Origin of the sequence: Streptomyces sp. NPDC060031, from assembly GCF_042736805.1 — a bacterium.
Lineage (GTDB): Bacteria > Actinomycetota > Actinomycetes > Streptomycetales > Streptomycetaceae > Streptomyces.
In genome coordinates, this window is record NZ_JBHWVM010000002.1 from 1 (window position 1) to 24,109 (window position 24,109).

The 24,109-nt window shown below is 69.9% G+C and carries 26 protein-coding genes, 1 pseudogene and 1 riboswitch; of the genes and pseudogenes, 17 read left to right on the forward strand and 10 right to left on the reverse strand.

The window, feature by feature from the left end:
* Positions 1-59: 59 nt before the first annotated feature.
* Positions 60-527, reverse strand: coding sequence for a thioredoxin-dependent thiol peroxidase (gene bcp / locus ACFWB8_RS00895; RefSeq protein ID WP_385220499.1), 468 nt, complete (start codon positions 525-527; stop codon positions 60-62).
* 104 nt (positions 528-631) lie between these two features.
* Here bcp and ACFWB8_RS00900 point away from each other — a divergent pair, with 104 nt between their 5' ends.
* The 3 genes from ACFWB8_RS00900 to ACFWB8_RS00910 all read left to right on the forward strand — a co-directional run bounded on the left by ACFWB8_RS00900 (position 632) and on the right by ACFWB8_RS00910 (position 1,799).
* On the forward strand, positions 632-949 hold the full coding sequence (locus ACFWB8_RS00900; RefSeq protein WP_385220871.1) for a DUF3618 domain-containing protein: 318 nt from the start codon (positions 632-634) through the stop codon (positions 947-949).
* A 62-nt stretch (positions 950-1,011) separates the two neighbouring features.
* Positions 1,012-1,314 (forward strand): co-chaperone GroES, encoded by a 303-nt coding sequence (locus tag ACFWB8_RS00905; protein ID WP_048475576.1) that lies wholly within the window; start codon positions 1,012-1,014, stop codon positions 1,312-1,314.
* Positions 1,315-1,369: 55 nt separating this feature from the next.
* Positions 1,370-1,448, forward strand: a riboswitch (guanidine-III (ykkC-III) riboswitch).
* A 30-nt stretch (positions 1,449-1,478) separates the two neighbouring features.
* Entirely contained in the window at positions 1,479-1,799 is a 321-nt protein-coding gene (locus tag ACFWB8_RS00910) for a DMT family transporter (protein WP_385220501.1), read from the forward strand.
* 8 nt (positions 1,800-1,807) lie between these two features.
* On the opposite strand, the gene ACFWB8_RS00915 is transcribed toward ACFWB8_RS00910, so the two are convergent.
* Positions 1,808-4,267, reverse strand: a complete 2,460-nt coding sequence (locus tag ACFWB8_RS00915; protein ID WP_385220504.1) for a transglycosylase domain-containing protein — start codon at positions 4,265-4,267, stop codon at positions 1,808-1,810.
* 174 nt (positions 4,268-4,441) lie between these two features.
* On the opposite strand from ACFWB8_RS00915, the gene ACFWB8_RS00920 reads away from it, so the two are divergent.
* The 5 genes from ACFWB8_RS00920 (at position 4,442) to ACFWB8_RS00940 (ending at position 9,477) form a co-directional block, all read left to right on the forward strand.
* A complete protein-coding gene (locus tag ACFWB8_RS00920; protein ID WP_385220506.1) occupies positions 4,442-5,257 on the forward strand; it encodes an ABC transporter permease in 816 nt (271 codons plus the stop codon).
* A 136-nt stretch (positions 5,258-5,393) separates the two neighbouring features.
* Positions 5,394-6,164 (forward strand): ABC transporter permease, encoded by a 771-nt coding sequence (locus ACFWB8_RS00925; RefSeq protein WP_385220874.1) that lies wholly within the window; start codon positions 5,394-5,396, stop codon positions 6,162-6,164.
* A gap of 3 nt (positions 6,165-6,167) precedes the next feature.
* Entirely contained in the window at positions 6,168-7,136 is a 969-nt protein-coding gene (locus tag ACFWB8_RS00930; protein WP_385220508.1) for an ATP-binding cassette domain-containing protein, read from the forward strand.
* Positions 7,137-7,274: 138 nt separating this feature from the next.
* Positions 7,275-7,961 carry a DUF1707 domain-containing protein gene (locus ACFWB8_RS00935; protein ID WP_385220511.1) on the forward strand — a complete coding sequence of 229 codons (687 nt, stop codon included), beginning with the start codon at positions 7,275-7,277 and terminating at the stop codon, positions 7,959-7,961.
* 301 nt (positions 7,962-8,262) lie between these two features.
* A complete protein-coding gene (locus tag ACFWB8_RS00940; protein WP_385220877.1) occupies positions 8,263-9,477 on the forward strand; it encodes a DUF445 domain-containing protein in 1,215 nt (404 codons plus the stop codon).
* 80 nt (positions 9,478-9,557) lie between these two features.
* On the opposite strand, the gene ACFWB8_RS00945 is transcribed toward ACFWB8_RS00940, so the two are convergent.
* A complete protein-coding gene (locus ACFWB8_RS00945; protein ID WP_385220514.1) occupies positions 9,558-9,857 on the reverse strand; it encodes a hypothetical protein in 300 nt (99 codons plus the stop codon).
* A 34-nt stretch (positions 9,858-9,891) separates the two neighbouring features.
* Complete coding sequence (locus tag ACFWB8_RS00950; RefSeq protein ID WP_385220517.1) at positions 9,892-10,068, reverse strand: hypothetical protein; 177 nt, start codon at positions 10,066-10,068, stop codon at positions 9,892-9,894.
* Between the two features lie 176 nt (positions 10,069-10,244).
* On the opposite strand from ACFWB8_RS00950, the gene ACFWB8_RS00955 reads away from it, so the two are divergent.
* Positions 10,245-10,781, forward strand: a complete 537-nt coding sequence (locus ACFWB8_RS00955) for a GNAT family N-acetyltransferase (protein WP_385220520.1) — start codon at positions 10,245-10,247, stop codon at positions 10,779-10,781.
* A gap of 265 nt (positions 10,782-11,046) precedes the next feature.
* On the opposite strand, the gene ACFWB8_RS00960 is transcribed toward ACFWB8_RS00955, so the two are convergent.
* On the reverse strand, positions 11,047-11,325 hold the full coding sequence (locus tag ACFWB8_RS00960) for a hypothetical protein (RefSeq protein WP_385220522.1): 279 nt from the start codon (positions 11,323-11,325) through the stop codon (positions 11,047-11,049).
* Here ACFWB8_RS00960 and ACFWB8_RS00965 point away from each other — a divergent pair.
* Positions 11,315-11,908 carry a hypothetical protein gene (locus ACFWB8_RS00965; RefSeq protein WP_385220525.1) on the forward strand — a complete coding sequence of 198 codons (594 nt, stop codon included), beginning with the start codon at positions 11,315-11,317 and terminating at the stop codon, positions 11,906-11,908. The two genes, ACFWB8_RS00960 and ACFWB8_RS00965, sit on opposite strands and share 11 nt — an antisense overlap.
* 37 nt (positions 11,909-11,945) lie before the next feature.
* On the forward strand, positions 11,946-12,413 hold the full coding sequence (locus ACFWB8_RS00970) for a very short patch repair endonuclease (protein ID WP_385220528.1): 468 nt from the start codon (positions 11,946-11,948) through the stop codon (positions 12,411-12,413).
* Positions 12,414-12,452: 39 nt separating this feature from the next.
* Here ACFWB8_RS00970 and ACFWB8_RS00975 read toward each other — a convergent pair whose 3' ends face one another.
* The 4 genes and pseudogenes from ACFWB8_RS00975 to ACFWB8_RS00990 form a co-directional block, all read right to left on the reverse strand.
* Positions 12,453-13,742: a DNA cytosine methyltransferase gene (locus ACFWB8_RS00975; RefSeq protein ID WP_385220530.1), complete on the reverse strand. Its 1,290-nt coding sequence runs from the start codon at positions 13,740-13,742 to the stop codon at positions 12,453-12,455.
* Between the two features lie 364 nt (positions 13,743-14,106).
* Positions 14,107-15,699: pseudogene (locus tag ACFWB8_RS00980) on the reverse strand (DEAD/DEAH box helicase); the annotation flags it as partial.
* The gene (locus ACFWB8_RS00985; protein ID WP_385220532.1) at positions 15,696-17,120 is read right to left on the reverse strand and encodes a hypothetical protein; all 1,425 of its coding nucleotides are present in this window, start codon (positions 17,118-17,120) and stop codon (positions 15,696-15,698) included. The gene ACFWB8_RS00985 and the pseudogene ACFWB8_RS00980, both read right to left, overlap by 4 nt.
* A gap of 30 nt (positions 17,121-17,150) precedes the next feature.
* Positions 17,151-17,840, reverse strand: a complete 690-nt coding sequence (locus ACFWB8_RS00990; RefSeq protein WP_385220534.1) for a hypothetical protein — start codon at positions 17,838-17,840, stop codon at positions 17,151-17,153.
* Positions 17,841-18,662: 822 nt separating this feature from the next.
* On the opposite strand from ACFWB8_RS00990, the gene ACFWB8_RS00995 reads away from it, so the two are divergent.
* Positions 18,663-18,968: a hypothetical protein gene (locus ACFWB8_RS00995; RefSeq protein WP_385220536.1), complete on the forward strand. Its 306-nt coding sequence runs from the start codon at positions 18,663-18,665 to the stop codon at positions 18,966-18,968.
* A gap of 185 nt (positions 18,969-19,153) precedes the next feature.
* On the opposite strand, the gene ACFWB8_RS01000 is transcribed toward ACFWB8_RS00995, so the two are convergent.
* A complete protein-coding gene (locus tag ACFWB8_RS01000; RefSeq protein ID WP_385220539.1) occupies positions 19,154-20,158 on the reverse strand; it encodes a tetratricopeptide repeat protein in 1,005 nt (334 codons plus the stop codon).
* 56 nt (positions 20,159-20,214) lie between these two features.
* Here ACFWB8_RS01000 and ACFWB8_RS01005 point away from each other — a divergent pair, with 56 nt between their 5' ends.
* The 5 genes from ACFWB8_RS01005 (at position 20,215) to ACFWB8_RS01025 (ending at position 24,069) form a co-directional block, all read left to right on the forward strand.
* Complete coding sequence (locus ACFWB8_RS01005) at positions 20,215-21,024, forward strand: class E sortase (RefSeq protein ID WP_385220541.1); 810 nt, start codon at positions 20,215-20,217, stop codon at positions 21,022-21,024.
* Positions 21,025-21,083: 59 nt separating this feature from the next.
* Complete coding sequence (locus tag ACFWB8_RS01010) at positions 21,084-21,269, forward strand: DUF3311 domain-containing protein (protein ID WP_385220544.1); 186 nt, start codon at positions 21,084-21,086, stop codon at positions 21,267-21,269.
* Between the two features lie 38 nt (positions 21,270-21,307).
* On the forward strand, positions 21,308-22,819 hold the full coding sequence (locus ACFWB8_RS01015; RefSeq protein WP_385220880.1) for a sodium:solute symporter: 1,512 nt from the start codon (positions 21,308-21,310) through the stop codon (positions 22,817-22,819).
* A 64-nt stretch (positions 22,820-22,883) separates the two neighbouring features.
* Positions 22,884-23,201, forward strand: coding sequence for a DUF6412 domain-containing protein (locus ACFWB8_RS01020; protein ID WP_385220547.1), 318 nt, complete (start codon positions 22,884-22,886; stop codon positions 23,199-23,201).
* A gap of 115 nt (positions 23,202-23,316) precedes the next feature.
* Entirely contained in the window at positions 23,317-24,069 is a 753-nt protein-coding gene (locus tag ACFWB8_RS01025; protein ID WP_385220549.1) for a YidC/Oxa1 family membrane protein insertase, read from the forward strand.
* Positions 24,070-24,109 lie beyond the last annotated feature (40 nt).

The following is a 24,109-nucleotide window of genomic DNA, read 5'->3' on the forward strand; positions in this document are numbered from 1 at the left end:
GTTAATGGGTGGGGCCGCCCCGTTTGGGGGGCGGGCCGCTCCGTTCGGGAGGGGGCGGGTCAGATTCCCAGGTCCTTGATGATCTTGGCTACGTGGCCCGTGGCCTTCACGTTGTAGAAGGCGTGCTCGACCTTGCCCTCCTCGTCCACGACCACCGTGGAGCGGATGACGCCGGTGACCGTCTTGCCGTACAGCTTCTTCTCGCCGTACGCGCCGTAGGCGGTCAGGGTCTCCTTTTCCGGGTCGCTGACCAGCGTGACCTTCAGGGCCTCCTTCTCGCGGAACTTCGCCAGCTTCTCCGGCTTGTCCGGGGAGACGCCGATGACGTCGTAGCCGGCCGTGGCCAGCACGTCCAGGTTGTCCGTGAAATCGCAGGCCTGCTTGGTGCAGCCCGGGGTCAGGGCGGTCGGGTAGAAGTACACGATCACCTTGCGGCCCTTGTGCTCGGCGAGCGAGACCTTGTTGCCGTCCGCGTCGGGCAGGGTGAAGGCAGGGGCGGTGTCGCCCGGCTGAAGTCGCTCGCTCATGTCGGAAGTCTCCTCGGGAGGGGATCGATATGTCTCGAGACTAAGCTGACAGACTGTTCATGGCGGACTACGCCCCCACAGACCACGACGACGGAGGCAGCGCGGTGTCGGAAGCCAGGACCCCCGCACAGATCGAGGCGGACATCGTCCGCAGGCGCGAGCAGCTCGCCGATACCCTCGATGAGATCGGCGTGCGCATGCACCCGAAGACGATCATCGGGGACGCGAAGGCCAGGGCCGTCGGCATCGTGGACCACACCGCCGGGCGGGCCGTGGTCGCCGTGAACCGTCTGGTGACCGATCTGCGCAACGGGCTGCGGCACGATGACGGGGCCCCGCGCGTCGAGCGGATCGTTCCTGTCGCGCTGGTCGCGGTGGGTGTGGCCGGGCTGCTGGTGCTGTCGGCGCGGCGCAGGCGCTGAGGTAGGTTCGGGGCGTGAGCGACGAGACCACCACCACCACGCACGACAAGCTCCCCATCCGCATGCTGCACGACCGGGTGCTCGTGAAGTCCGACTCGCCCGAGGGCGAGCGGCGCTCGGGCGGCGGCATCCTGATCCCGGCGACGGCCGCGGTGGGCAAGCGGCTCGCCTGGGCCGAGGTGGTCGCGGTCGGGCAGAACGTGCGCAGCGTGGAGCCGGGCGACCGGGTGCTGTACGACCCCGAGGACCGGGCCGAGGTGGAGGTGCGCGGGGCGACGTACGTGCTGATGCGCGAGCGGGACCTGCACGCCGTGGCCGCGGAGCGGCTGGAGGGGTCGAAGGACTCCACCGGGCTGTACCTCTGATGTGACCTGTGAGAAGGGTCGGTGACCACCGTCACCGGCCCTTTTCGTGCGTTTTGCCCGCCCTTTGCTAGGGTGGAGGGGTACCCCGACGAGACGCGCCGTACCGGGTGGCTGGACTGCAAAGACGACGCACCCCGTTCGCTCTCGTCCCGGAGGTGGCCGTCATGGCCTGGGTTCTTCTCATCGTCGCCGGTCTGATCGAAGTCGGCTGGTCGATCGGCATGAAATTCACCGAAGGCTTCACCCGGCTCTGGCCCAGTGTGTTCACGGGCGCCGGCATCGTCGCCAGCATGGTGCTGCTCTCGATCGCCGTCAAAACCCTGCCGATCGGTACGGCGTACGGGGTGTGGGTCGGCATCGGTGCGGCCGGGGCGGCGGTGCTCGGCATGGCGGTGATGGGTGAGCCCGTCACCGCCTCCCGGATCTTCTTCATCTGTCTGCTGCTGGTCGCCGTGGTGGGGCTGAAGGCGACCTCCGGTCACTGAGCGCCGGGCTATTCGAGTAGGTCCGCCGGGGGGCGGGGGCGCAGGCCTTCGGTGGTGCCGGCCGGGTTTCCGGCCGTGGCACCGCCGTTGTTCTGACCGCCGGTCGTCTGGCCTCCGGTCGTCTGACCGACGGTTGTCTGGCCGCCTTGCGTTTGGCCGCCCTGCGTCTGCCCGCCCTGGGTCTGGCCCCCGTTGTTCTGGCCGCCCTGGGTCTGGCCCCCGTTGTTCTGGCCGCCGTTGTTCTGGCCCCCTTGGGTCTGGCCGCCGTTGTTCTGACCTCCGTTGTTCTGCCCGCCCTGGGTCTGGCCCCCGGTCGGGGGGCTCGGCCGTACCGGCGGGGCCGAGGAGTCGTCGTCCGGGGTCTGCTGCGGGGTGCTGGGGGTCACCGGCGGCGGGGGCCGGTCCGCGCCGGGCATGAGTTCCAGGTCGAAGTCCACCGGGTCCGTGCCCTCCAGGGCCGTCTTCGTGTACTGCGCCCAGATCTGGGCCGGGTAGCCGCCGCCCCCGATACGGGCCTCGCCGAGCGCGCCGTACAGGGACTCCAGGGTGCCCGTGTCCGGGTCCTGGCCCATCATCGCGACGACCGTGACCAGGTCCGGGGTGTACGCCGCGAACCAGGCGGAGCGGTCCAGTTCCCCGGTGCCCGTCTTGCCGGCGGCGGGGTGCCCGGCGGCGAGTGCGGCCGTACCGGTGCCGTTGTCCACGACGCTGACCAGCATGGACGTGGTCGTGTCGGCGGCTTCGCGGCTGACGGCCTCGTTCGCGCCCCGGTCGGGGAGGGCGATGGTGTCGCCCTCCTTGGTGATCTTCTCCAGGAAGGTGTGCGGGGTGTGCCGGCCGTGCGCGGCGAGGGTCGCGTACGCCTGGGTCATGTCGAGGACGCTGGCCTGCATGGTGCCGAGCGCCATGGCCGGGACGGCGTCGAAGTTCGGGGTGTCGGCGGGGACGCCGAGGTCGATGGCGGTCTTCTTGACCTTCGCGGTGCCGACGTCGACGACCATCTGCGCGAAGACGGCGTTGACGGAGAGGTCGGTGGCGGTGTTGACGGTGATGTTCCCGTAGCTGAGCTGCCCCTCGTTCTCCGGTGCGTAGGGAATACGGGTGCCGACGACGCGGCGCTTGTTGTCGCCGTTGTAGATCGTGTACGGGGTGATCGTGCGGCCGTCCTGGGTGCGGGAGTTGTTCTGCACGGCGGCCGCGAAGACGAAGGGTTTGAAGGTGGAGGCCACCTGGTAGTCGTGCCGGGTGGCGTTGTTGACGAACTGTTTGGTGTAGTCGATGCCGCCGTACAGGGCGACGACCTTGCCGGTGGCCGGGTCGATGGAGACCGCGCCGGTGCGCACGAGGCGGTCCGCCTTGCGCTTCTCGGGGTCGAGTTCGCTGACCACCTTGTCGTTGACGGCGTCGACGATGGCGTTCTGGCGGCGCTTGTCGATGGTCGTGGTGATGCGGTAGCCGCCCTCGGCGAGGGTTTTGTCGTCGAGGATCCTGTTCTCGACGATGTAGTCCTTGATGGCTTCGACGAGGTAACCGCGCTGCCCGGAGAGTCCTGCGGCGGCGCGGACCTTGCCGGGTTCGGGGAAGGTGGTGGCCGCGCGCTCGGTGGCGGTCATCCAGTTCTTCTTGACCATGCCGTCGAGTACGTAGTTCCAGCGGGCGAGGGCGCGGGGGCGGCTCTGGGGGTGGGAGAGGACGTCGAAGGCGCTGGGGGAGTTGAGGAGGGTGGCGAGGTACGCGCCTTCCGCTGTGGTGAGTTTGCCGACGTCCTTGCCGTAGTAGGCCTGTGCGGCGGCCTGGATGCCGTAGGCGTTGCGGCCGAAGTAGCTGGTGTTCAGATAGCCCTCGAGGATGTAGTCCTTCGACTTCTCGCGACCCAGTTTGATCGCGATGAAGAACTCCTTGGCCTTGCGTTTGATCGTCTGTTCCTGGCCCAAGTAGTAGTTCTTGACGTACTGCTGGGTGATGGTCGAGCCGGACTGGGTGCCCTTGCCGGTCGCGGTGTTCCAGGCCGCGCGGAGCATCGCGGCGGGGTCCACCGCCCGTTCGGAGTAGAAGCCCCGGTCCTCTGCGGCCAGTACGGTCTCCTGGACGGTCCGCGGGATCTGCGAGAGCGGGACGTTGACGCGGTTCACCTCGCCGTCGCGGGCGAGCTGGGAGCCGTCGGCGTAGAGGTAGAGGTTGGACTGCGCGGTGGCGGCGGCATTGGCGGGCGGGATGTCGACCAGCAGGTAGCCGGCGACGAGGGCGCCGCCCAGCAGCACGGCGAGCAGCAGGAGTCCGCCGACGACCATGCGCCAGGTGGGGAGGGCGCGGCGCCAGCCGGTCCGTTCGCGCTTGGCCTTCGTGGCCTTCGCGGCCTGCTTGGGATTCTCGGGCTGCTCGGCCATCGCGGCCTTCTCGGGCCGGGGTTCTTCGGGGGTGTCCGGGTCACGAGGGGTCCAGCCGGGGGGTGGTGACTGGTCGCTCATCTCCGGGACTCCTCGGCGCCGTGCGAATTATCCACATCTGTACCTCATGGTGTCTACCCGATGGCCGCTGATTCCGCTCCGGACGGGCGTAAATCGTTTCCGTGGCTCGCCCCTCCGCACTAAGCTCGCGCGCTTTGGCCGACGTAGGAACGACGTGGGATACGGAGGGATACGGTGCGCCAGAGAGTGCGTCTCCACCTGGCCGTCGCGGCCGGAGGGTTCCGCCGGTACGCCACATACGGGACGGCCACCGCGGCGGGGGTGTTCACCAACACCGCTTTCGGTTTCATCCTCGCCTACACGTTCATCGCGCTGTGGGACGAGCGCCCCGGGCTCGGCGGCTACGACCAGGCGCAGGCCCTGACCTTCATCTGGGTCAGCCAGTCGCTGCTCGCCGCCGGCGCGCTGATCGGCGGCGGTTTCCAGGAGGAGTTCCAGGAACGGGTGCGGACGGGTGACATCGCCGTGGACCTGTACCGGCCGGTGGACCTCCAGGCGTGGTGGCTCGCCACCGACTTGGGCCGGGCGGCCTTCCAGCTCGTGGCCCGCGGGGTGGTCCCGATGGCGGTCGGGGCGCTCGCGTTCCGGCTGGCGCTGCCCGCGGATCCGGTGCGCTGGCTGCTGTTCCTGGTGGCCGTGGTGCTGGCGTTGGTGGTGAGTTTCGCCGTGCGCTACCTGTTGGGGCTCGCGGCCTTCTGGCTGATGGACGGTGCCGGGATCAACCTGGTGGCCACCGTCGTCGCCATCTTCTTCTCCGGGATGCTGCTGCCGCTGACCGTGTTCCCGGGCGGCTTCGGGGAGTTCGTACGCCTCCTGCCCTGGGCGGCGATGCTCCAGGTGCCGCTGGACGTGCTGCTCGGCATGGGCGCGGGGGCCGGGGGCGCGCTGCGGGCGCTGGGGTTCCAGGCCGGGTGGGCGCTCGTACTGCTGGGCCTGGGGCGGCTGGTCCAGTCGGCCGCGACGCGGAAGGTGGTGGTCCAGGGTGGCTGACGCGACGGTGGACGTGAAGCCGGATCCGGATCCGGATCCGGGTCGGGAGCGGCCGGCCCCGGCCGTCGTCCCGCTCGGCGGGCGGCAGCGGAACCGGGCCGTGGAGGGGGTGCGGGGCTACGGGCTGATCGTGTCGATGTGGATCCGGTCGGTCATGACGTACCGGGCGTCCTTCTTCCTGTCGACCTTCGGGAACGCCGCGATCACGCTCCTCGACTTCGCCGCGATCTACATCATGTTCTCGCACGTGGACGTCCTCGGGGGCTTCACGCTGCCCGAGATCGCCCTGCTGTACGGGTCCTGCTCGGCCTCCCTGGGCCTGGCGGACCTGCTGCTCGGCAACACCGCCCGGATCGGCGCCCGGATCCGCGACGGCTCGCTCGACACCATGCTGGTGCGCCCGGTCCCCGTGCTCGCGCAGGTCGCGGCGGACCGGTTCGCGCTGCGTCGGCTGGGCCGGCTCGGGCAGGGGCTGGGGGTGCTGGGCTGGTCGGTCTGGGCGCTGTCGGGGCAGGTGGACTGGACGGTCGCCACGGTGCTGCTGGTGCCGGTGATGGTCATCGCCGGGGCGGGGATCTTCGGGGCGGTGATGGTGGCCGGCGCGGCGTTCCAGTTCGCCGCGGGGGATGCGGCGGAGGTGGTGAACTCCTTCACGTACGGGGGCTGCACGATGCTGGAGTACCCGCCGACGGTGTTCGCGAAGGACCTGCTGCGCGGGGTGACCTTCGTCGTGCCGCTGGCCTTCGTCAACTGGCTGCCCGCGCTGCACGTTCTGGGGCGCCCGGACCCGCTGGGGCTGCCGGGGTGGGTGGCGTACGCGAGCCCGCTGGTGGCGTTCGTCGTGTTCCTGCCCGCGTCGCTGGCTTGGCGCGCGGGAGTTCGTTCGTACCGAAGCACGGGGAGCTGAGCGATGGCCGATGCGTTGATCGAGCTGGACGGGGTCGAGAAGGTCTTCGACGTACGGCGTCGGGTGAGCCTGATGCGCAGGGAGAAACGGCAGGTCAGGGCCGTGGACGGGATCAGCTTCGAGGTCGCGCGGGGCGAGGTGGTCGGCTACATCGGGCCCAACGGCGCCGACAAGTCGACCACGATCAAGATGCTCACCGGGATCCTGACGCCGAGCGGCGGCCGGCTGCGGGTCGCGGGCATCGACCCGGCGCGGGAGCGGATGCGGCTCGCGCACCGGATCGGGGTGGTGTTCGGGCAGCGCACGACGCTGTGGTGGGACCTGCCGCTGAAGGACTCGTACGGGCTGATGCGGCGGATGTACCGGGTCCCGCCGGCGCGGTTCAAGGAGAACCTGGAGCGCTGCGTGGAGCGGCTGGACCTGGCCGAGCTGCTGGACGTACCGGTGCGGCAGCTCTCGCTCGGGCAGCGGATGCGCGGGGACATCGCGGCGGCGCTGCTGCACGATCCGGACGTGCTGTACCTGGACGAGCCGACGATCGGGCTCGACGTGGTGAGCAAGGCGAAGGTGCGGGGCTTCCTGCGGCAGTTGAACGAGGAGCTCGGCACGACGGTGCTGCTGACCACGCACGACCTCCAGGACATCGAGCAGCTGTGCGAGCGGGTGATGGTGATCGACCACGGGCGCCTCATGTACGACGGTTCCCTGGGCGGGCTGCACACGGCGGGCGCGGCGGGGGAGAGCGAGCGGACCCTGGTGGTGGACCTGGAGCGGGAGCTGCCGCCGATCAGCGTGGCGGGGGCCCGGGTGGTGAAGGTGGAGGGGCCGAGGCAGTGGCTGGCCTTCCCGGCGCAGGCTTCGGCGGCCCCGCTGGTGGCGGCGGTGGCGGCGCGGTACCCGCTGGTGGACCTGTCGGTACGGGAGCCGGACATCGAGGACGTGATCGCGCGGATGTACGCGGGGAGGAGCTGAGGCGGGCGGGCGGGCGGGCGGGGGGCTGGGCGGGGGGCCGGGTGGGGGTCCGGGTGGGGGGAAATCAGGGATAAGCCGGGGGTCGGTGTCAGGGCTAAGTCATACAACTCCCCTGAATCACTGCATAGGCTGGTGCTCATGAGTGACGAGCGGCCGGAGAAGCCGTTGCCGGAGCTGAGGGCGTCGGACGCCGACCGGGACCGGGTGGTGGAGCGTCTGCGGGACGCCGTCGCCGAGGGCCGGCTCGACATGGAGGAATTCGAGGAGCGGCTGGATGCGGCGTACAAGTCCCGCACGTACGCGGAACTGGAGCCGCTGACGCGGGACCTGCCGGCGCCGTCGTCGGCCGGGACCGGGGCCGCGCCGGTGTCCCCGGTGGCGGGTCACGCCGGGTCGGATTCCGCCTGGCCGGCCCGGATCGGCGGGTCGGGTACCTCCGCCACGGCCGTCGCGGTCATGTCGGGCTTCCAGCGCAAGGGCAACTGGACGGTGCCCGCCCGCTTCAACGCGGTGGCGTTCTGGGGCGGCGGCGAGCTCGACCTGCGCGAGGCGAACTTCGCCGAGCCCGAGGTCGTGATCACCTGTGTCGCGGTCATGGGCGGCATCCAGATCACGGTGCCGCCGGGCGTGGAGGTCGATCTACGGGGCATCGGTGTCATGGGTGCCTTCGACCAGAGCGAGGGCACGGGGCCGCGGCAGCCGGGGGCCCCGAGGGTGGTCGTGACGGGCTTCGCCTTCTGGGGCGGGGTGGAGGTCAAGGTCAAGCCGCCGAAGTCGCGCAAGGGGCTGAAGGGCGGCGGGCCGTCGCTGCGCAAGGAGCTGTAGGACCGTAGAGCTGTAGGGCCGTACAGCTGTAGGGCCCGTCCCTGACAGCGGTGCGCCGTTCCGCTCGTGGCGAGCGACACGGCGTGCCGGGAACTCTGCGGGGCTCCCGGGAGTCGGATGCTATGCACACAAAACCGGCGCCCCCGGGGGAAGGCAGGAGCACGTGGAGAACCGCAGCACGGCCGGACCGCCGCCAGGGCAGCCGGCGCCGCCACCGCCACCCGAGCCGCCACCGCCACCCGTACGCGGCGGGTTCGTGTTCACCGCGGCCGACGAGGAGCGCCAGCGCGGCGTCCGCCGGATGAAGACCACCGCGACCGGTCTGCTGCTCCTGGTGGCGCTGGTCTACGTCCTGGCCAAGGTCGCCCAGCACGCCTGGGACGCCGGGGCCTGGGCCGGCTACGTCGCGGCCGCCGCCGAGGCCGGCATGGTCGGCGCGCTCGCGGACTGGTTCGCCGTGACCGCGCTCTTCCGGCGCCCGCTCGGCCTGCCCATTCCGCACACCGCGATCATCCCTACCAAGAAGGACCAGCTCGGGGTCACCCTCGGCGACTTCGTCGGGGAGAACTTCCTCTCCGCGGACGTGGTCCGTACGCGGCTGCACGCGCTCGGCATCGGCGGCCGGCTAGGAGCCTGGCTGGCCGATCCCGCGCACGCCGACCGGGTCACGGCGGAGCTGGCCACGGCGCTGCGCGGGGCCCTGACCGTACTGCGCGACTCCGATGTGCAGGCCGTCGTGGGGGAGGCGATCACGCGGCGGGCCGAGACGGCCGAGATCGCGCCCGGGCTCGGCAAGACCCTGGAGAGGGTCGTCGCCGACGGCGGGCACCGGCGGGTGGTGGACCTGGTGTGCGCGCGGGCGCACGACTGGCTGGTGACGCATGCCGACTCGGTGGAGGCGGCGGTGCAGGGCGGGGCGCCGGGCTGGACCCCGCGGTTCGTGGACCGCAAGGTCGGCGAGCGCGTCTACAAGGAACTGCTCCGCTTCCTGCAGGAGATGCGGGACATGCCGGAGCACCCGGCGCGCGGGGCGGTGGACCGTTTCCTCGCCGACTTCGCGGCCGATCTCCAGTCGGACACGCAGACGCGGGCCAAGGTGGAGCGGCTCAAGTCGGAGATCCTGGCGCGGGGCGAGGTGCAGGACGTGATCGCCTCCGCGTGGACGGCGATCAGGTCGATGATCATCTCGGCGGCGGAGGACGAGCAGAGCGAGCTGCGGCTGCGCGTGCGGTCCTCGCTGATGTCGCTGGGGGCGCGGCTGGCCACCGACGGGCGGCTCCAGGACAAGGTGGAGGGCTGGATCGAAGGCGCGGTGGTGTACGTCGTCACCACCTACCGGACCGAGATCACCTCGCTGATCACGGACACGGTGGCGGGCTGGGACGCCGAGCACACGTCGCGGAAGATCGAGGCCCACATCGGGCGGGACCTGCAGTTCATCCGGATCAACGGCACGGTGGTCGGCGCCCTGGCGGGCCTGATGATCTATACGGTGTCGCGGGCGTTGGGAGCGTAGTGGGCCCTGGCCCCGTCCGGTGGGGCCGGGCCCGTCCGGACCTGGCCGGCGGTGGCCGGCCGTGGCCCGGCGGTGGCGGGTCAGCCGCGGTCGGCGACGGCCCAGGCGGCGGCGGCCACGACCGCTGCGGCCCCGAGGACGGCCGGCCAGGCGCCGACCTTCTTGGCCAGCGGGTGAGCGCCCGCGAAACCGGCGAGGTACAGCGCGCCGAGCCCGGCCGCGGCGGGGGCCCCGCCGCGCTTGTGCCACTCGCGGCCCGCGGCGATGCCTGCGGCGCCGAGGACGACACCACCGAGCGGGCGCTTCTTGGTCCACCGGGCGACGGCGTAGCCGCCGACCAGACCGGCGGCCGCCACTGCGGAACTGGGTACCCGAGCCATGCCAACTCCCTCGTTCTTTTTCGTTTGTCCGAGGCTAACGCGGCCGCTTGACCACCCGGCGGGCGCCCAGCCACGCCAGGACGAACACGGCCCCGCCGATCACGCTGTTCGGCACCGACTCCTGCACGGCGCGGGGCAGCAGCGCCACCACGCCCAGGACGAGAAGAAAGGCGAGCGCGCACCGGCCGGCGGCCCGAAGCAGTCTGTCCACGGGCTACTCAACGCCCCGTCGGGTTTCCCGACACGGAGGGCCGGGAGGGGATTTGTCGCACACTCGCCGGATCCGTGCGGTGTGAGCCCCTGGAACCCGCCTGGCATAAATTCACTCTCCCCACCCAAACGGGCAAACCACCCCCTTCGCACATCGACATCAGGAGCTCGGACATCGTGATCTGCTACGGACAGGCCGTCCTCGACCTCGCGGACGAACTGGTCGACGCCTACGCCGACGTCTTCTCCGCCCCGCCGTGGAACGAGGATGAAGAAACCATTCGCCAGTTCGCGACCCGCCTGCAGGCCGACGCCCGGCGCCGCGGGTTCCGTACGGCCCTGGCCCAGTCCGCGGCGGGCATCGACGGCTTCGCCACGGGCTGGATCACCCCGGCGGCCTTCCCCAAGAACCGCGCGTACGCCCAGGTCGCGGCGCAGCTCGGGCCGGCCCGGGTCAAGGAGCTCCTGACGGGTGCGCTGGAGATAGACGAGCTCGCCGTACGCCCCTACGCGCGCGGCCACGGCACGGGCCGGACCCTGCTCACCGAGATCACCGCCGACGCCCCGGACCAGCGCGCCTGGCTCCTGACCTCCCGCCTGGCGGCGGACACGGTGGCCACCTACCGCCGCCTGGGCTGGCACGAGGTCCCGGCCCTCCCGGGCACGCAGACGGGCGTGGTCGTCTTCCTCTCCCCGCACCACCCGAACCGGTAGGGCGGGGGCGTGTCCCGCCGATCACGCCGGGCATAACCCGCGCATGATCACGACGCAAACACCCCAGCCGACGACGCAGCCGACGACGACGACGCAGCCCACAACGCAGCCGACACCGCGGGCGACAACACAGACGGCCACCGAGACGGCCCGCATCGCGCGTCGCCAGCTCAACCTGGCGACACGCCACCAACTCACCACGGCCGCCGGCCTCCCGGGCGGCACCATCACCTCCCGTACCCGCCCGGGAGGCCCCTGGCGGCGCTTACTGCCGCGCGTCCACCTCCTCCAGACCGGCCCCCCGGACCACCGCCAGCGCGCCCTCGCCGCCGTCCTGTACGCCGCCGAGCCCGCCGCGGACCCCCCTGTCCGGCGACACGGCCGCCCTCACCGGCGGCGCCGCCCTGGCCCTCCTCGGCATCCGCGACGCCCCGTACGTCCCCGCGGACGTCCTGATCCGCGCCCCGCGCCGGCTCGCCCGCACCGCCGAGGTCGCCCCGCTGCCGACCTCCCGCTGGCCGCGCACGATCGCGGTGTCCGGCATCCCGAGCACCCGCCCGGTCCGCGCGGCGGCCGATTTCGCGGCCCGCGCGCAGGACCCGGACCACATCCGCCCGACGCTGGCCCACGTGGTCCAGGCGGGCTGGTGCCACCCGCAGGACCTGCACGCCGAACTCCGCGCGGCCCGCCTCCTCACCCGCCCCGCGATCCGCGCCGCCGCGGCGGAACTGCTGGCCGGGGTCCGCTCGGTCGCCGAGGCCCGGGCCCGCGACACCCTGACGGCGACCGACCTGCCGACCCCGCTGTGGAACGCCCGCCTCCACACCCCGGACGGCGCCTTCCTGGCCAGCCCGGACGCCTACTGGCCCGACGAGGGCGTGGCCCTGGAGATCGACTCGGCGGAGTACCACTACACCCGCGACGCCTGGCACGCCACCCTCCGCCGCCGCCTCCGCCTGGAGTCCCACGGCATCCTCGTGATCAGCGCGACCCCGTCGATGGTCCGCGACACCCCGGAAGAAGTCCTCGCGGCCCTCCGCACCCTCCTCTCCCTGGCCACCACCCGCCCCGCCCCACCCACGGCCCGCGCCCGCGGCCACCAACAGCTCCCGCTGTTCAGGTGCTAGGAAGGGGATTCAAGATGACGGATACACTCCGGTTCCCATGAGCCATCAGTCGCAAGAGGGCACCCCCTGGACTCCGCCACCAGGCTCTTGGGCCTCATCCGCAGCGAACCGCCGGAGCATGCTTGGCAATCGGAGCAGGGACACCTCGCCGGAGCGCGCGCTGCGCTCCCTGCTCCACGCCAGAGGGCTGAGATACCGAGTGGCGGCCAAGCCGATCGCGGGTATGCGGAGAACCGCTGACTTGGTGTTCCGGCCTGTGAAGGTGGCCGTGTTCGTCGACGGCTGCTTCTGGCACGGCTGTCCGGAGCATTTCGTCCCCCCGAAGACCAACCCCGACTACTGGCGCGACAAGATCGGCGGGAACGTCCGGCGGGACCGGGAAACTGATAGGAAGCTCGCTGCTGAGGGATGGCTGGTCTTGCGCTTCTGGGAACACGAAGGCGCGGCTGACTGCGCAGAGGTGGTGGTGGATGCTGTCAGTGCGCGCCGTGCTCGGAGCGTCTAGACGCTGATCGCTCACCGCGGGATCAGAGCCGGGCACCCGTCAGCTGGCCGACACCAGTGAGGACTCCTCTTCAGTGAACAGGGAGCCCGACACCTGCATACGGTCCGAGTCCGTGGCGCTATCGCCCTTGAAGTCATAGCCCTGGAGGAGCTCGTCTCGACGTTCGGGTCGAAGGACCGCGGCGATGGCACGACCGACTGCTTCTGCCACTGGCGGCGGGAACGCGTTGCCTACCTGCCTGTACTGAGCAGTCTTGCCGCCTGAGAACTTCCAGTCGCGGAACCCCTGGACGAGTGCCGCCTGCTGGACAGTGAGCATGGGGCCGTTCTCGCGGAACAGGTCGCGCTCGGGATCGCACTTGTCTGTCTCATTGGCGACACCATTTGCATCGACGCCGAGGAGGGCCCAAGCCCGCTTCGCACGGGTGGGCCCTAGGTCTGCTCCGCCGTGTTTACGAGAGCCGCCAACGAGCGTCGGAGCAATCTTGATTCCGCGGTCTTCGGCCTCTGAAGCCGCCTTGACCCACTTGTTGTAGGCGGCTTCGCCGGTCAAGTCGCATTCCGGAACCGGCTTGGTGGTCCAGTAGGCCTTGTAGCGTGCGCGCATCGACAGATCCAGCGTCTCGCGCAGCGTCCCGCCAACCAGCTCGTCCCGCGTCGGCCAGGTGAAATTGTGCCGTGCCTCTACGTCCCGGTGGATTGCCACGAGGATTGCCCGGGGGCGCAGCTGGGGTACTCCGAACTGCTTTGCGTCCATGCGTCGCCAGACCCGCCGCATAGCAAGGTCCTGCTTCCGCGGCGAGTCGGTACTGCGGATCTTGGGTACGTCGTACCCGAGCTCGTCCAGTCTCTCGAGGATCTTCCGACGGTATTCGATGAAAACCTCGGGCGGTTCCAGGATGCCGCGCACATTTTCAATCATGATGGCCCGCGGGCGGAGCTTGTCTACGATTTCCAGCATGTCGGGGAATAGATCGCGCTCATCGTCCGGCCCGAGCTGCTTTCCTGCGAGGGAGAACGGGGGGCAAGGTACACCCCCGGCCAGCAGATCAATCCTCGTGCCGTTTGCGATGATTTCCTTGCATTCGGCAGATTCGAGGAATTTCCTCACATCGCCCGGCTCGAGGCTGTCGATCTTTTCCTTTGTCCAGCCCGGCCAAGACCCGATGTTCTTTTTCAGAGTCGCCACGGCGTGGGGATCCCACTCGACGAGAGCCTCATGGTCGAACCCGGCCTCGTGGAGCCCGGATGCCTGCCCGCCTGCGCCGGCACAGATCTCGACAGAGGCGAGCGGCGTGTCGAACTGTGGGCGGGTCCGCCGGGCGGTCATCGGATTCTCCTCATGTGTGGCGCGAGCAGCAAGTGTGGCAGGGTACGCCAGATGCCATCCTCACATGAAGTTGTGGTGCATGCCGGCGCCGTGCGCCCGTGGGGGCCGCAGCGCCGGCATGCAGGTGTGCTTAGCGCCGCCTGAGGTGCCCGAGCAGCGCGGCCACGTCGTCCGCGCCCAGTCCTGCGGCGACCGACGGCTCCTCTTCGAGGTCGGCCAGCTGTTGGACCGACGGGTCATCCAAGATCTTGCCCATGAACTCCAGCTTCTGGTCGAGCCTCGCCTGCACGACCTCGTCGACCGTGTCCCGAGTGGCGAGCACGGTGACGCGTGTCTCGGTGTCGGGGGCGAGTCCCAGGCGGTGGATTCGGTCGAGGCTCTGCAGGTAGCGGCCTGCGACGAAATCCCGCTCCACATACACGGCGTCGTGGCATACCTGGTGGAGGCTGATCCCCTCACCCAGGGTGGCGGGGTTTGAGATCAGCACGTGGCAGTCGGCGCTCTCCCGGAAGCGGCGGATCTGCTCGTCGCGATCAGGTGTTCCTCCATGCACTACTGCTGGAGAGAATTCCGAAAGGAGACGCTCCAATGTGGTGAGGCTCCGGACGAAAGTGGTCCAGACGAGGGTCTTTCGTCCCGCTGCGGCGTTCTTTGCGACTATCGCCGCGGTCTCCGCATACTTCGGCGACAGCTCGTAATCCGGAAGCCTCTGCATCAGTGCATACAGCGAGTGCCCGCGAGGGATCTCCAGTGGATCAAGCTGGTAGCTCAATGGCTCGTAGCGGCTGCCGCCCTCAAGGAGCAGCGCAGGACTTGTAGCTGCCATGAGCAGGCGCAGCGCAGTCTTCCCGAGGGCACTGAGGTCGTCCTTGCCGGCTGCTGCCCCCTCCTTGCCCACCAGAGCGTCGTAGATCTCAGAATGCAGCGGCGGCATGTCCACGTAGCGTACGCGGGGTTCCATCGGAGGAAGCCCTAGCTCCTGCTTGGTGGTCCTGGTGAACAAGGGCTTCAGAGCCTTGCTCGCATCGGCCAGACTGCCTCCGCTGACGGCCCTCTCCACGGCGCGCTGACCGTGCCCCGGCCACACGAAGCCCAGCAGGTTCTCCAGGTCCTTCTTCCCGTTGGGGGCGGGAGTACCCGTCAGGATGAGTCTGCGCTTGGCAAGCGGCCCCAGGGCCATACACGCAGCACCGTAGGTTCCGCGCACCCCGAGCTTCATCCGGTGGGCTTCATCAAGGATGAGCATCGCGGGCTCCTTCTGCAGCCACGCGCACAGTACGGGAAGCGCCCGGTCCAGCCGCTCGTAGTTGACGATGAGCACTTCCGCGTACTGGTCCATCGCCTTGTCGAGCACGTAGGGCCGCAGTGAGTGGCGGAAGCAGAACGCAGTCTCGTACTGCCACGACTCATATGCGGACTTCGGGCAGACGACGAGCAGCCGCGTGACGAGTCCCTGGGCTTTCTGAGCCGCGTAGACACCGAGGGCCGCCCTGGTCTTCCCGGCCCCGGGGACGCTGAAGTTGGCACCGTGCTGCAGAGACAGCAGTTTGGCAATGTCCCTGCGCTGAAACTCACCGAGTTCGGCTGTCCACTCGTCACCCAGCAGGTCCGGGATGTCGGCCGCACGCACCTCGCTAGACAGCGCAGCTTCAGGGTTGCTGAGGCGCTGCTCGACCTTCGCAGCATCCTGGATGGTGCTGACGACGAGGTTTCTGAGGTCCTCAGCCCACTCGACTCCGGCCTGGTCAGGCCAGGACGAGAGCTGGTCCACGCGGGTGAGGACATCGTCGAGGTCGGCGACAGCTGTGCCGGGGCCGAGGTGGCTCCCAGCACGAAACCGACCGGCCAGTTGGACGAGGTCGTCGGCAAAGCCAGCGCTTGCCCTGAAGACGACCTTGGTACGTGTTTCATCGAACTCAAGGCGCAGGGTGACTGTTTGCGAGGTGGGCTGGGTCACTCGTCGGCCCCTGCAGCGGTTGCGTAGAGCAGCCAAGAGACACCGTCGCCGGGCGCCCGACTGATCCGCTCCGCCTGATCAGCAAGCTTGGTCAGACTCTTCCGAAGCTGAAGCAGGGCATCGTCGAACGCCTGGACGTCGAGGGTGCGGGAGGCCCGTGCGTCGACGAGGTCGACAGCGCACTGGTCTACATCAGCGCATGCATCTGCTAGGCGCGCGGGTGCCAGTTGCTTGCGCTTGCGGACGCGGGCATCTCGGCCGGCGTCATCGATAGCCTTGTCAAACGACTCCTTGGCTGCGTTGAAGGTCTCGCGGGCGGCTTGCCTCTCGCTGTCCGGGCAGTCGCCGGGCGCATCGATGACGGCCTTTGCCCGGAGGATCCGGTCGTTGAGGGCTCGGGCCGCGGAGACCCGGGAGGTGTCTCCGGCGACCGAGATGCCGAGCCCGGGCACCACGACGGAGTTCGGGGCGGCGGGCTCTCCGGTAGCGAGGCCCTCCGGCAGGCTGCGCGCCAGGTAGTCGGATTTCGCGAAGTTCTCGTCAATGTGGCGGACATCCGTCTTCGAGAAGCCCATGAGAATCGCCGCCAGGCGCCATTCCCGGATGACCTCGGCCTCATCCCGCTCGACCTCGGAGAGGTTCTTGTAGAGCCGCTCCAGCTCCTTGAGCTTCTCCTGGTCTCCTTCGAAGGCCAGCAGGGAGAGTACAGCGGAGCCGGTGCGGCTGCGCTCGATCAGTTCCCTGATGGTTGTGAGGATCCAGCGCTCCTGGTGGTACGTCTTCGTCTGGACCCGGAATTCTTTCGCGATGTGCTCCGGCGTACGGCCGAGCTGGGCCTGCTCCTCCATCGCGAGAAGCCGGTTGAGATATGAGTAGTCGCGCCGGTGGTCCTTGCGGAGCTGCAAGGACAACTCCACGGCATTGATGTCGGCCCAGGTGAACGAGGCGGGCAGAACGCCGACACGCATCGACTGGACGCCGAGCTCCCGGAGGGCGGCAGCCCTGGTGTTGCCGTTCACCAGTACCCCGTGGTGGGTCACCAATCCCGGGTCGTTCTGGCCGAACTGGTCCAGGCTCTCCTTGAGCTTGTCGAAGGCCGCGTCCCGCGTCGTCGGGTTTGCCGGATCGGCCTGGAGGAGGTAGCCGAGGTACCCCTGGCCGACTGCCTCCCAGGGGGCCTGCTCCAACTGCTTGTCGCGCATGGGGTCGTGGCTGCGCTGGGCCCGGATGCGGTGCGTACCGGGGTTGTAGAACAGGCTGTTCAGAGGCAAGTCGATGACTTCGACGTGCGCAGTTTGGGAGTTCCAGTCGACTGTTACGGTCTCGCGGGTCCCCCCTGACTCCTTGACCTCTTCCAGCTTTGCCTTGATGAGCTCGCTGAACTCGTCCGCACGCGGCGGTGCCGAAAATTCCCGAAACACGGGCCACTCCCCTTTGAATGCGCGGTACTGCTACTGGTCGTTGTCGGCTACTGCGTCGCGGATCGCCTGCCGGGATGCTGCCGGCAGGGTGCGGTACGTCCCCCACAGGACTTCAAGCGATCCGCGGGTGCGCCGGTCCGCGGCGATCCAACCGGCGAAAACACCCTTCTCCACTGGCGAAAGCGCATTGACCGCTGCGAGAGTCCCGCCGAGGTCGAAGGGTTCTGAGGTTGAGGCGATGCACCGGCTGCACGCCGTCTCCAGCTGGTACTCGACGGTGCCGTCCGGCAGGACCACCTCCCTCCGGGCTACACCCAGTTGCTTCGAAGTTCCCGGGCCGTCGATGTACTTCTCGGCAACACCCACGCCGCACGTGCGGCAGAGCAAGTCGTCATCGCTGAGCACCTTCGAGCGCTGGGCCTGACTGAGCCCGCTCTTGTGCTTGGGGAGCGAGGACTGGCCCGGGATCCAGATCTCGGCCCCCTTGGCTACGTACTTCTGCTCGTCCTGCTTCAGGGACGGGTCGTCGCGGCTCGTGTCGATGCGCCAGCCGTGGTCACGCAACTCGCGGACGCGCCTGTCGATCTGAGTGTTCTCCGGGAAGTCCTGTCGCAGCCGCGCCTTGGTGAAGATGCCGCCTACTCGGACTTCGGCCTCAAGCCACAAGGCTGCGCGGACCTTAGCGCCGAGCGCCGTGTTCTGCCAAGAAGGCAGCGTCATGCCATTACTCCGATCCATAGCCACCCTTTAATCGAGAGACGAAGCGACGTCATTAATAGGTGGCGGTGAAGGGGGAATGCAAACGGATCCCACGTTGTTACCGGTCACACTCCATGATGGGTTTGATCCCGTGCGGTGCATCCAATTAATGGCGGACGATGCTGCCGGAGTCCAGAGGTTTCGGATGTTGCGCGATAACCTGGCAACAGGCTCGGAATGCATCCCTCCGAAGTGCTAGCTGAGTACGCCCTGCGCCGCGGCTATGGTGGGTAGTTGGCGGTGGATCGGCTGTCGTTTGCGGCACAGGCCCGGTTGCAGTGTGTGCGGATTGGGGCGGGTATGGGCAGTGGGGGAGAAATTGCGGGCGGGGGGCTGCCCGAAGGGCGGCAGGCCTTCCTCCGAGTGCTGAGGCGGCTCGTAGCGGCCGTTGCTGCGGATTCTCAAGCCGAGGTCGTGCGGATGCTGTCCGCTACGGGCTGCCCCGTAGACCGGGGCGCACTTTCCAGGTACTTGGGTGGTACGCGGAACCCTTCGCGGCGGTTCGTAGAAGGGCTGTACCATCTCGCGGTTTCCCGGGCGGGATCGGTGGAGGCTGTCGGCCTGACGTGGCAAGAGGTGGCCGATGCGCAAGACCGTGTGGAGTCGCGAAAGAAGGCCAAGTGCTCGAATTGCGCGCGCTTGGAAGGAGAGAAGGCCGAGCTGGGTACGGCGCTAGCTGCTGCGGAAGCCGGCTCTCGTGGGACTGTGCCGGTTGCGCGCCGCGTGTCTGCATCGCCGCCGGTCCCCCCTCGCAGGGGGGACCGGCGGCGAGCAAACTCTGATGTGCGTGCTGCTGAGAGCTTCGCCGCCACCGTGGCTGAACTGGATCGGGGCGGCAGGGTGAGCGAGGCCGTCGCTGCGCTGTCCGACGCCGTCGGGTTCTTCACGCCAGTGGAGGCCGCCGTGGCGTACGTGACACTGGAGGGGGGCCGGCGTGGCCAACTGGCCGACTCGCTAGGGCGGATGTACGTTCGGGAACGTCCGGGGCGCACTGTGATCCAGATGGCCCTAGAGCTCCATGACAGGGGGATGCCCGCGGAGGCCAATGCAATCCTGCGCTTGGCAGTCGAAATCGGCGCGCCGGAATAGTGGAGCATCCAAGATGCCGCGTGCCCCCATCCTGGATGGGGCTAATCGGTGAATATTCGCAGGTTTTGGGTGAAATTGCGGGAGGGGCGGCTCTGCATGCCAGGACCGCCCTGGCCCGCGGATGCAGTCAGTCGGCGCCTGCAGTGCCGGCGGGGCGTTAACCCCGACCGGCCCCTGGCTGCCGTCTAATCCGCGGCAGCGCCGTGGCACTCCGGGTACGGCTTGCCCGAGGTGCACCAGCAGGAGGAGGTGGGGGTGGGGGGCCAGGGGGTGGCTTTGCCGCGGGCCGCGAGGGTCGTGGCGTACTCCGCCAGCAGGGACGGGGAGGCCGGGGAGGTCTTCTCCGAGGCGGCGAAGGCTTCGTACGAGGGGACGCTCGCGGTGACGATGCCGAGGTTCGTCGTGCCCGAGGCGGCCAGGGCGCGCAAGGAGGACTCGATGTGCGCGAGGTGGCTCTCGTGCGAGGTGTACTCCACGGCGAGGGTGGGGTAGCTGGTCAGGAGCTCCGCCAGTTCGCGCTGCGGCCAGTGGAGGATCGCGACCGGGAAGGGCCGGGACAGGGCCGCGCGGCGGTCGCCCAGTTCGGCGCGCAGGCGGGCGATCTCGGCGCGGAGTTCGGCCGGGTCGTCGGAGCCCAGGGCCCAGATGCGCTTCGGGTCGTGCAGCTCGTCCAGGGGGATCGGCCCGATGTGACGGGTGTCGGCGACCATGTCCCACTCGTCGTGCGGGAGTCCGAGCAGGCGCCGGACCCGGTGGCGGCCCGTGAGCAGCGCGGTGGTCGCCTGGGTGAGGGGGGTGTTGTCGGGGATGAGGAGGGTCACCGCCTCCGTGAAGCAGTCGTGCGAGGCCTGCAACTCGTCGTGGGCCTCGAGGGCTTCGGCGATCACCTCCCAGGGGGCCGGGTCCGCGGGGGCAGCGGCGCGGATGCCCTGGATGAGGGCGCGGGCCTCGGCCTCGTGGCCGTACTCCCAGAGGTTCGCCGCCTGGAGGGCCTTGATCAGCTGGGGGTCGTCGGGCGAAGCGGCGAGGAGCTGGTCGTACAGCGCGCTGGCGCGGTCCCGGGCGTCGGCCAGCTCGAGGTGGGCCGCGGCTTGGAGGAGCAGCGGCTCCTGGTCCTCGGGGTAGCGGGTCGCCGTGCGGATGAGGCGCTCGGCTTCGGCGATGTGCTCGGAAGGCGTGTCGGGGCGCATGGTTCACACCGTACTGCCGCTGGTCAGTTGACGGGGGAGGACTTAAGGTGCGGGCCGTGCGAGATCACATTCCGGTGGTGGTGCAGGGCCGGCGGCGCAGGGCGGGCCGGGCCGGTCTCGCGGGGCTGCTGTGGGGGGCCGCCGAGCTGACCGTCACCGTCGGCGTGGTGGTGTTGTTGCTGGTGGTGCACCAGGTGTGGTGGACCAACCGGCAGGCCCTCGCGGGCGCGCACGAGCAGGTCCGGGAGCTGGAGCGGGAATGGACCGGCCCTCCGGCCCTCCCCGCCCTTCCTCCTCCCGCGAACGACCCGTCTCCCGATCCGTCTCCGGAGCCGGGTTCCGTGCCGGATCCGGACGCCGGTCCGTCCCGCGCCCCGTCCCCTTCCGACGAAGGTGCGCCTTCCCCCGCCCGCAAGCCGCCGCCGCAGGAGTCGGCGTACGGTGTGCTGCGCATCCCGCGCCTCGGCGTCGTCGTGCCGATCGCCCAGGGGGTCGACAAGCGGGCCGTGCTGGACAAGGGGTACGCCGGGCACTACGCCGGGAGCGGGCAGCCCGGGGCGGAGGGGAACTTCGCGCTCGCCGGGCACCGCAACACCCACGGGGAGCCGTTCCGCCACATCAACCGGCTGCGTGCCGGGGACGAGCTGATCGTCGATGTCCGGGGCAAGCGGTACACGTACGTCGTCGGCAGGACGCTGCCCGAGACGACCGAGCGGGACACCGGGGTCATCGCGCCCGTGCCGCGCAGCGTCGTCAAGCCGGAGTACGGCTACAGCGAGCCCGGCGCGTACATCACGCTGACCACCTGCACGCCGGAGTACACCTCCAAGTACCGGCTGGTGGTCTGGGGGGTCCTCACGTCCTGAGCCGGGCCCGGCCCGGCCACCCTTGCACCCTCTAGGGTGGGGCGGTGCGTCGGAAACGGGTGAAACGCCCTCAGTTGCTGTGGCTGGCCGTGCCGTTCGTGCTGTTCTGCGGGGCGCTGCCGTTCGTGAACCGGGTGGAGCCGCTGGTCTTCGGGCGGGTGCCGTTCCTGCTCGCGTGGTGCGTCGGGGCGACCCTGGTGACCCCGCTCGCGGTCTGGCAGGCCTGGCGCGGTGACCACCGGTGAGCGCGGCGGCCGTGGCGACCTCCGTCTTCGCCGTGTTCATGGTGGTGACCGTCGCGCTCGGGCTCCTCGCGGTGCGCGGCCGCGGCGGCCGGAACGGTGGCGGGCTCGCCGAGTGGTCGGTGGGCGGGCGTTCGCTGGGGACCGTGTTCATCTGGGTCCTGATGGCGGGGGAGGGCTACACCAGCTTCAGCTACCTCGGCGCCGCCGGCTGGGGGTACAACTACGGCGCCCCGGTCATGTACGTGGTCGCGTACACGTCCTGCGGATACGCCCTCGGATACGTCGTCGGGCCGATGCTGTGGGACTACGCGCGGCGCCACGGGCTCGTCGGGATCACCGACATGGTCTCCCACCGCTACCGGCGGCCCTGGCTGGGCGCGGCCGTCGCGGTGGTCGCCACCGTCTTCCTGCTGCCCTACATCCAACTCCAGATCACCGGGATGGGCGTCGTCGTCTCCACGGTGACGTACGGCGCCGTGTCGCTGGAGTGGGCCTACTTCATCGCCTTCGCCGTGACCACCGGCTTCGTCGTGGTCAGCGGGCTGCGCGGCAGCGCGTGGGTGTCGGTGCTCAAGGACGTGCTGGTCATCGGCACGCTGGGGTTCCTGGCGGTCTACGTGCCGATCCACTACTTCGGCGGGTACGGGGAGCTCTTCGACCGGCTCGTGGAGCAGCGGCCGCAGTGGCTGACCCTGCCCGGCCACGGGAGCCACGGGGCGGACGCCCGGGGGGCGGGCGGGCGCGGGGAGCTGGGGGTGGCGTGGTTCGCGTCCACCACCGTCCTGAACGCGCTGACCGTCGTCATCTTCCCGACCACCGTGGCGGGGTACCTCGGCGCGCGCTGCGCCGACGCGCTGCGCCGCAACGCGATCCTGTTGCCCGCCTACAACGTGCTGTTGTTCGTGCCGATGCTGCTGGGCATGGCCGCGCTGTTCGTGGTGCCGGGGCTGGCGGGCGCGGACTCCAACCTCGCGCTGTTCAAGCTGATCGTGGACCTGCTGCCGGCGTGGGCGGTCGGGCTGGTCGGGGTGGCGGCGGCGCTGTCGTCGATCGTGCCGATGGCGGTGTTCATGCTGGTGATCGGGACGATGTGGGGGCGCAGTGTGCTGTCACTCGTGCCCCGCTGGAGTTCGGGAGAGCGGCAGAAGCTCGCCTCGCAGGTGGTCGTGGTGGCCGTCGGGTCGGTGGCGCTGGTCATGACGTACGTCGCCCCCAACACGCTCGTGCGGTTGTCGCTCGTGTCGTACGAGGGGATGGCGCAACTGGTTCCGATGTTGCTGCTGGGACTGGTGTGGCGGCGGCTGACGATGGTGGGGGCGCTGAGCGGGCTGGTCGCGGGGGTCGGTCTGGTCAGCGGGCTGGTCTTCACGGGCAACGACCCGGCGTGGGGCGTGAACGCGGGCACGGTCGCGCTCGCCGTGAACCTCGCGGTGGCGCTGGCGGTGACCTGGCTCGGGCCGCTCGAGAGGGGTGACGGGCGGCCGGACGAGGAGGTGCTGGCCCGCGATCCGCTGCCGGGGGCCGTTCCGGTTGTCAGTGGGCCCGGTTAGGATCGGCAGCGAGTGTTGGTTCTCGTACGGGAGTTCGTGCGCGGGAGTGGGAGGGGGCGGTCGTATGGCTCGGCACAGCAGCGCTCGCTCGCTGTCGTTCCTGTCGCTGTGCCTGCTCCTGGTCGGCGGATTCCTCGGGCTCTGCCTCGGGGAGGGCGGGCTGGTCGGAGTGGGCGCCGTCGTGGTCGCCCTCGCGGCCACCGTCGCCGTGGGCGCCGCCGCGCTGGCCGCGCGCCTCGTGCGGCCCGTGCCGCCGCACCGAATACGCACCGCGATCCGTGATCGCGAGCAGCGCACGGCGTTCCTGCCGCAGCGCGATCCCGACGCCTCGGGCCGGTCGAGGCCCAGGGCTCCCGGCCGTCACGTCCTGACGGCCGCGTAGGGGCGCGCAGTACTTCTCGCCTTCTGCTGACTGATCACTGTTGTCGCCCCGCGCGGGTCGTCACGCCGAAATGCACCTTCTTTCGACGTTCGACGAGACCCCTCGGAGGGCCCGCGTGTCCGTTTTCACTCATCTTGTCGCCGAGCTGGGCCGGCTCCTGGAGCCGGCGCTGGCCGGATCCGCGACCGCTGCCGCGATCGTGCTGTTCACCGTTCTCGTACGGCTCGCCCTGCACCCGCTGAGCCGTGCCGCGTTTCGCGGGGCGACTCCGGCGGCGGGCTGCCTGCCCGTACTGCTCCAGCTGCCGGTGTTCTTCGTGATGTACCGCGCGTTCTCCTCCGACCGGATCGGCGGGGCCGCCAACGAGCTGCTGGGCCACCGGTTGTTCGCCGCGCCCCTGGGGGCCCGGTGGACGCAGGCCCTCGGGGAGGGCGGCCCGTTCGGGGCGCAGGGGCTGGTGTTCCTGGGGCTGTTCGCCGTCATCGCGGTGGTGGCGGCGTGGAGCGCGGTGCGGGGGCGCCGGGCGGCGGCCCTGACGGCTGCCGCGGCGGCGACCGCCGTCGCGAAGGGTGCGGGCGCGGCGAAGGCCGGTGCGGCGAAGGGCGCGGGCGCGGCGAAGGCCGGTGCCGGTGCCGTCCCCGCAGTGACAGCCGAGCAGCAGGAGCTCGTGCGCAAGCTGGGCGGCGTACTGCCCCTGCTGTCGTTCGGGACGCTGATCACCGCTGCCGTCGTGCCGCTGGCCGCCGGGCTGTACCTGGTGACGACCACCGCCTGGTCGGTGGCGGAGCGCGCGTGGCTCCAGCACCGCAAGGACCGCACCGAGCGCGCGGCGGCGGAGATCACCGGAGCAGAGCGTTCCAGCTTGTGAACAGGGTCTTGCGGATTGGTCGGACTTCTTGGAGGATCAG

Excerpts from the sequence above, each read along its gene's own strand:
- ACFWB8_RS00915 (WP_385220504.1), bottom strand. The coding sequence starts at position 4,267 with ATGAGCGACCAGTCACCACCCCCCGGCTGGACCCCTCGTGACCCGGAC.
- ACFWB8_RS00990 (WP_385220534.1), bottom strand. The coding sequence starts at position 17,840 with ATGACGCTGCCTTCTTGGCAGAACACGGCGCTCGGCGCTAAGGTCCGC.
- ACFWB8_RS00940 (WP_385220877.1), top strand. The coding sequence starts at position 8,263 with ATGAAGACCACCGCGACCGGTCTGCTGCTCCTGGTGGCGCTGGTCTAC.
- ACFWB8_RS01000 (WP_385220539.1), bottom strand. The coding sequence starts at position 20,158 with ATGCGCCCCGACACGCCTTCCGAGCACATCGCCGAAGCCGAGCGCCTC.
- ACFWB8_RS00910 (WP_385220501.1), top strand. The coding sequence starts at position 1,479 with ATGGCCTGGGTTCTTCTCATCGTCGCCGGTCTGATCGAAGTCGGCTGG.
- ACFWB8_RS00935 (WP_385220511.1), top strand. The coding sequence starts at position 7,275 with ATGAGTGACGAGCGGCCGGAGAAGCCGTTGCCGGAGCTGAGGGCGTCG.
- ACFWB8_RS00960 (WP_385220522.1), bottom strand. The coding sequence starts at position 11,325 with ATGCCGGACACCGCGATCGTGCGCGGCCAGCGGGAGGTCGGCAGCGGG.
- bcp (WP_385220499.1), bottom strand. The coding sequence starts at position 527 with ATGAGCGAGCGACTTCAGCCGGGCGACACCGCCCCTGCCTTCACCCTG.
- ACFWB8_RS00975 (WP_385220530.1), bottom strand. The coding sequence starts at position 13,742 with ATGACCGCCCGGCGGACCCGCCCACAGTTCGACACGCCGCTCGCCTCT.
- ACFWB8_RS01015 (WP_385220880.1), top strand. The coding sequence starts at position 21,308 with ATGGTGGTGACCGTCGCGCTCGGGCTCCTCGCGGTGCGCGGCCGCGGC.
- ACFWB8_RS00970 (WP_385220528.1), top strand. The coding sequence starts at position 11,946 with ATGAGCCATCAGTCGCAAGAGGGCACCCCCTGGACTCCGCCACCAGGC.
- ACFWB8_RS00925 (WP_385220874.1), top strand. The coding sequence starts at position 5,394 with ATGTGGATCCGGTCGGTCATGACGTACCGGGCGTCCTTCTTCCTGTCG.
- ACFWB8_RS00930 (WP_385220508.1), top strand. The coding sequence starts at position 6,168 with ATGGCCGATGCGTTGATCGAGCTGGACGGGGTCGAGAAGGTCTTCGAC.
- ACFWB8_RS01020 (WP_385220547.1), top strand. The coding sequence starts at position 22,884 with ATGGCTCGGCACAGCAGCGCTCGCTCGCTGTCGTTCCTGTCGCTGTGC.
- ACFWB8_RS00905 (WP_048475576.1), top strand. The coding sequence starts at position 1,012 with ATGCTGCACGACCGGGTGCTCGTGAAGTCCGACTCGCCCGAGGGCGAG.
- ACFWB8_RS00945 (WP_385220514.1), bottom strand. The coding sequence starts at position 9,857 with ATGGCTCGGGTACCCAGTTCCGCAGTGGCGGCCGCCGGTCTGGTCGGC.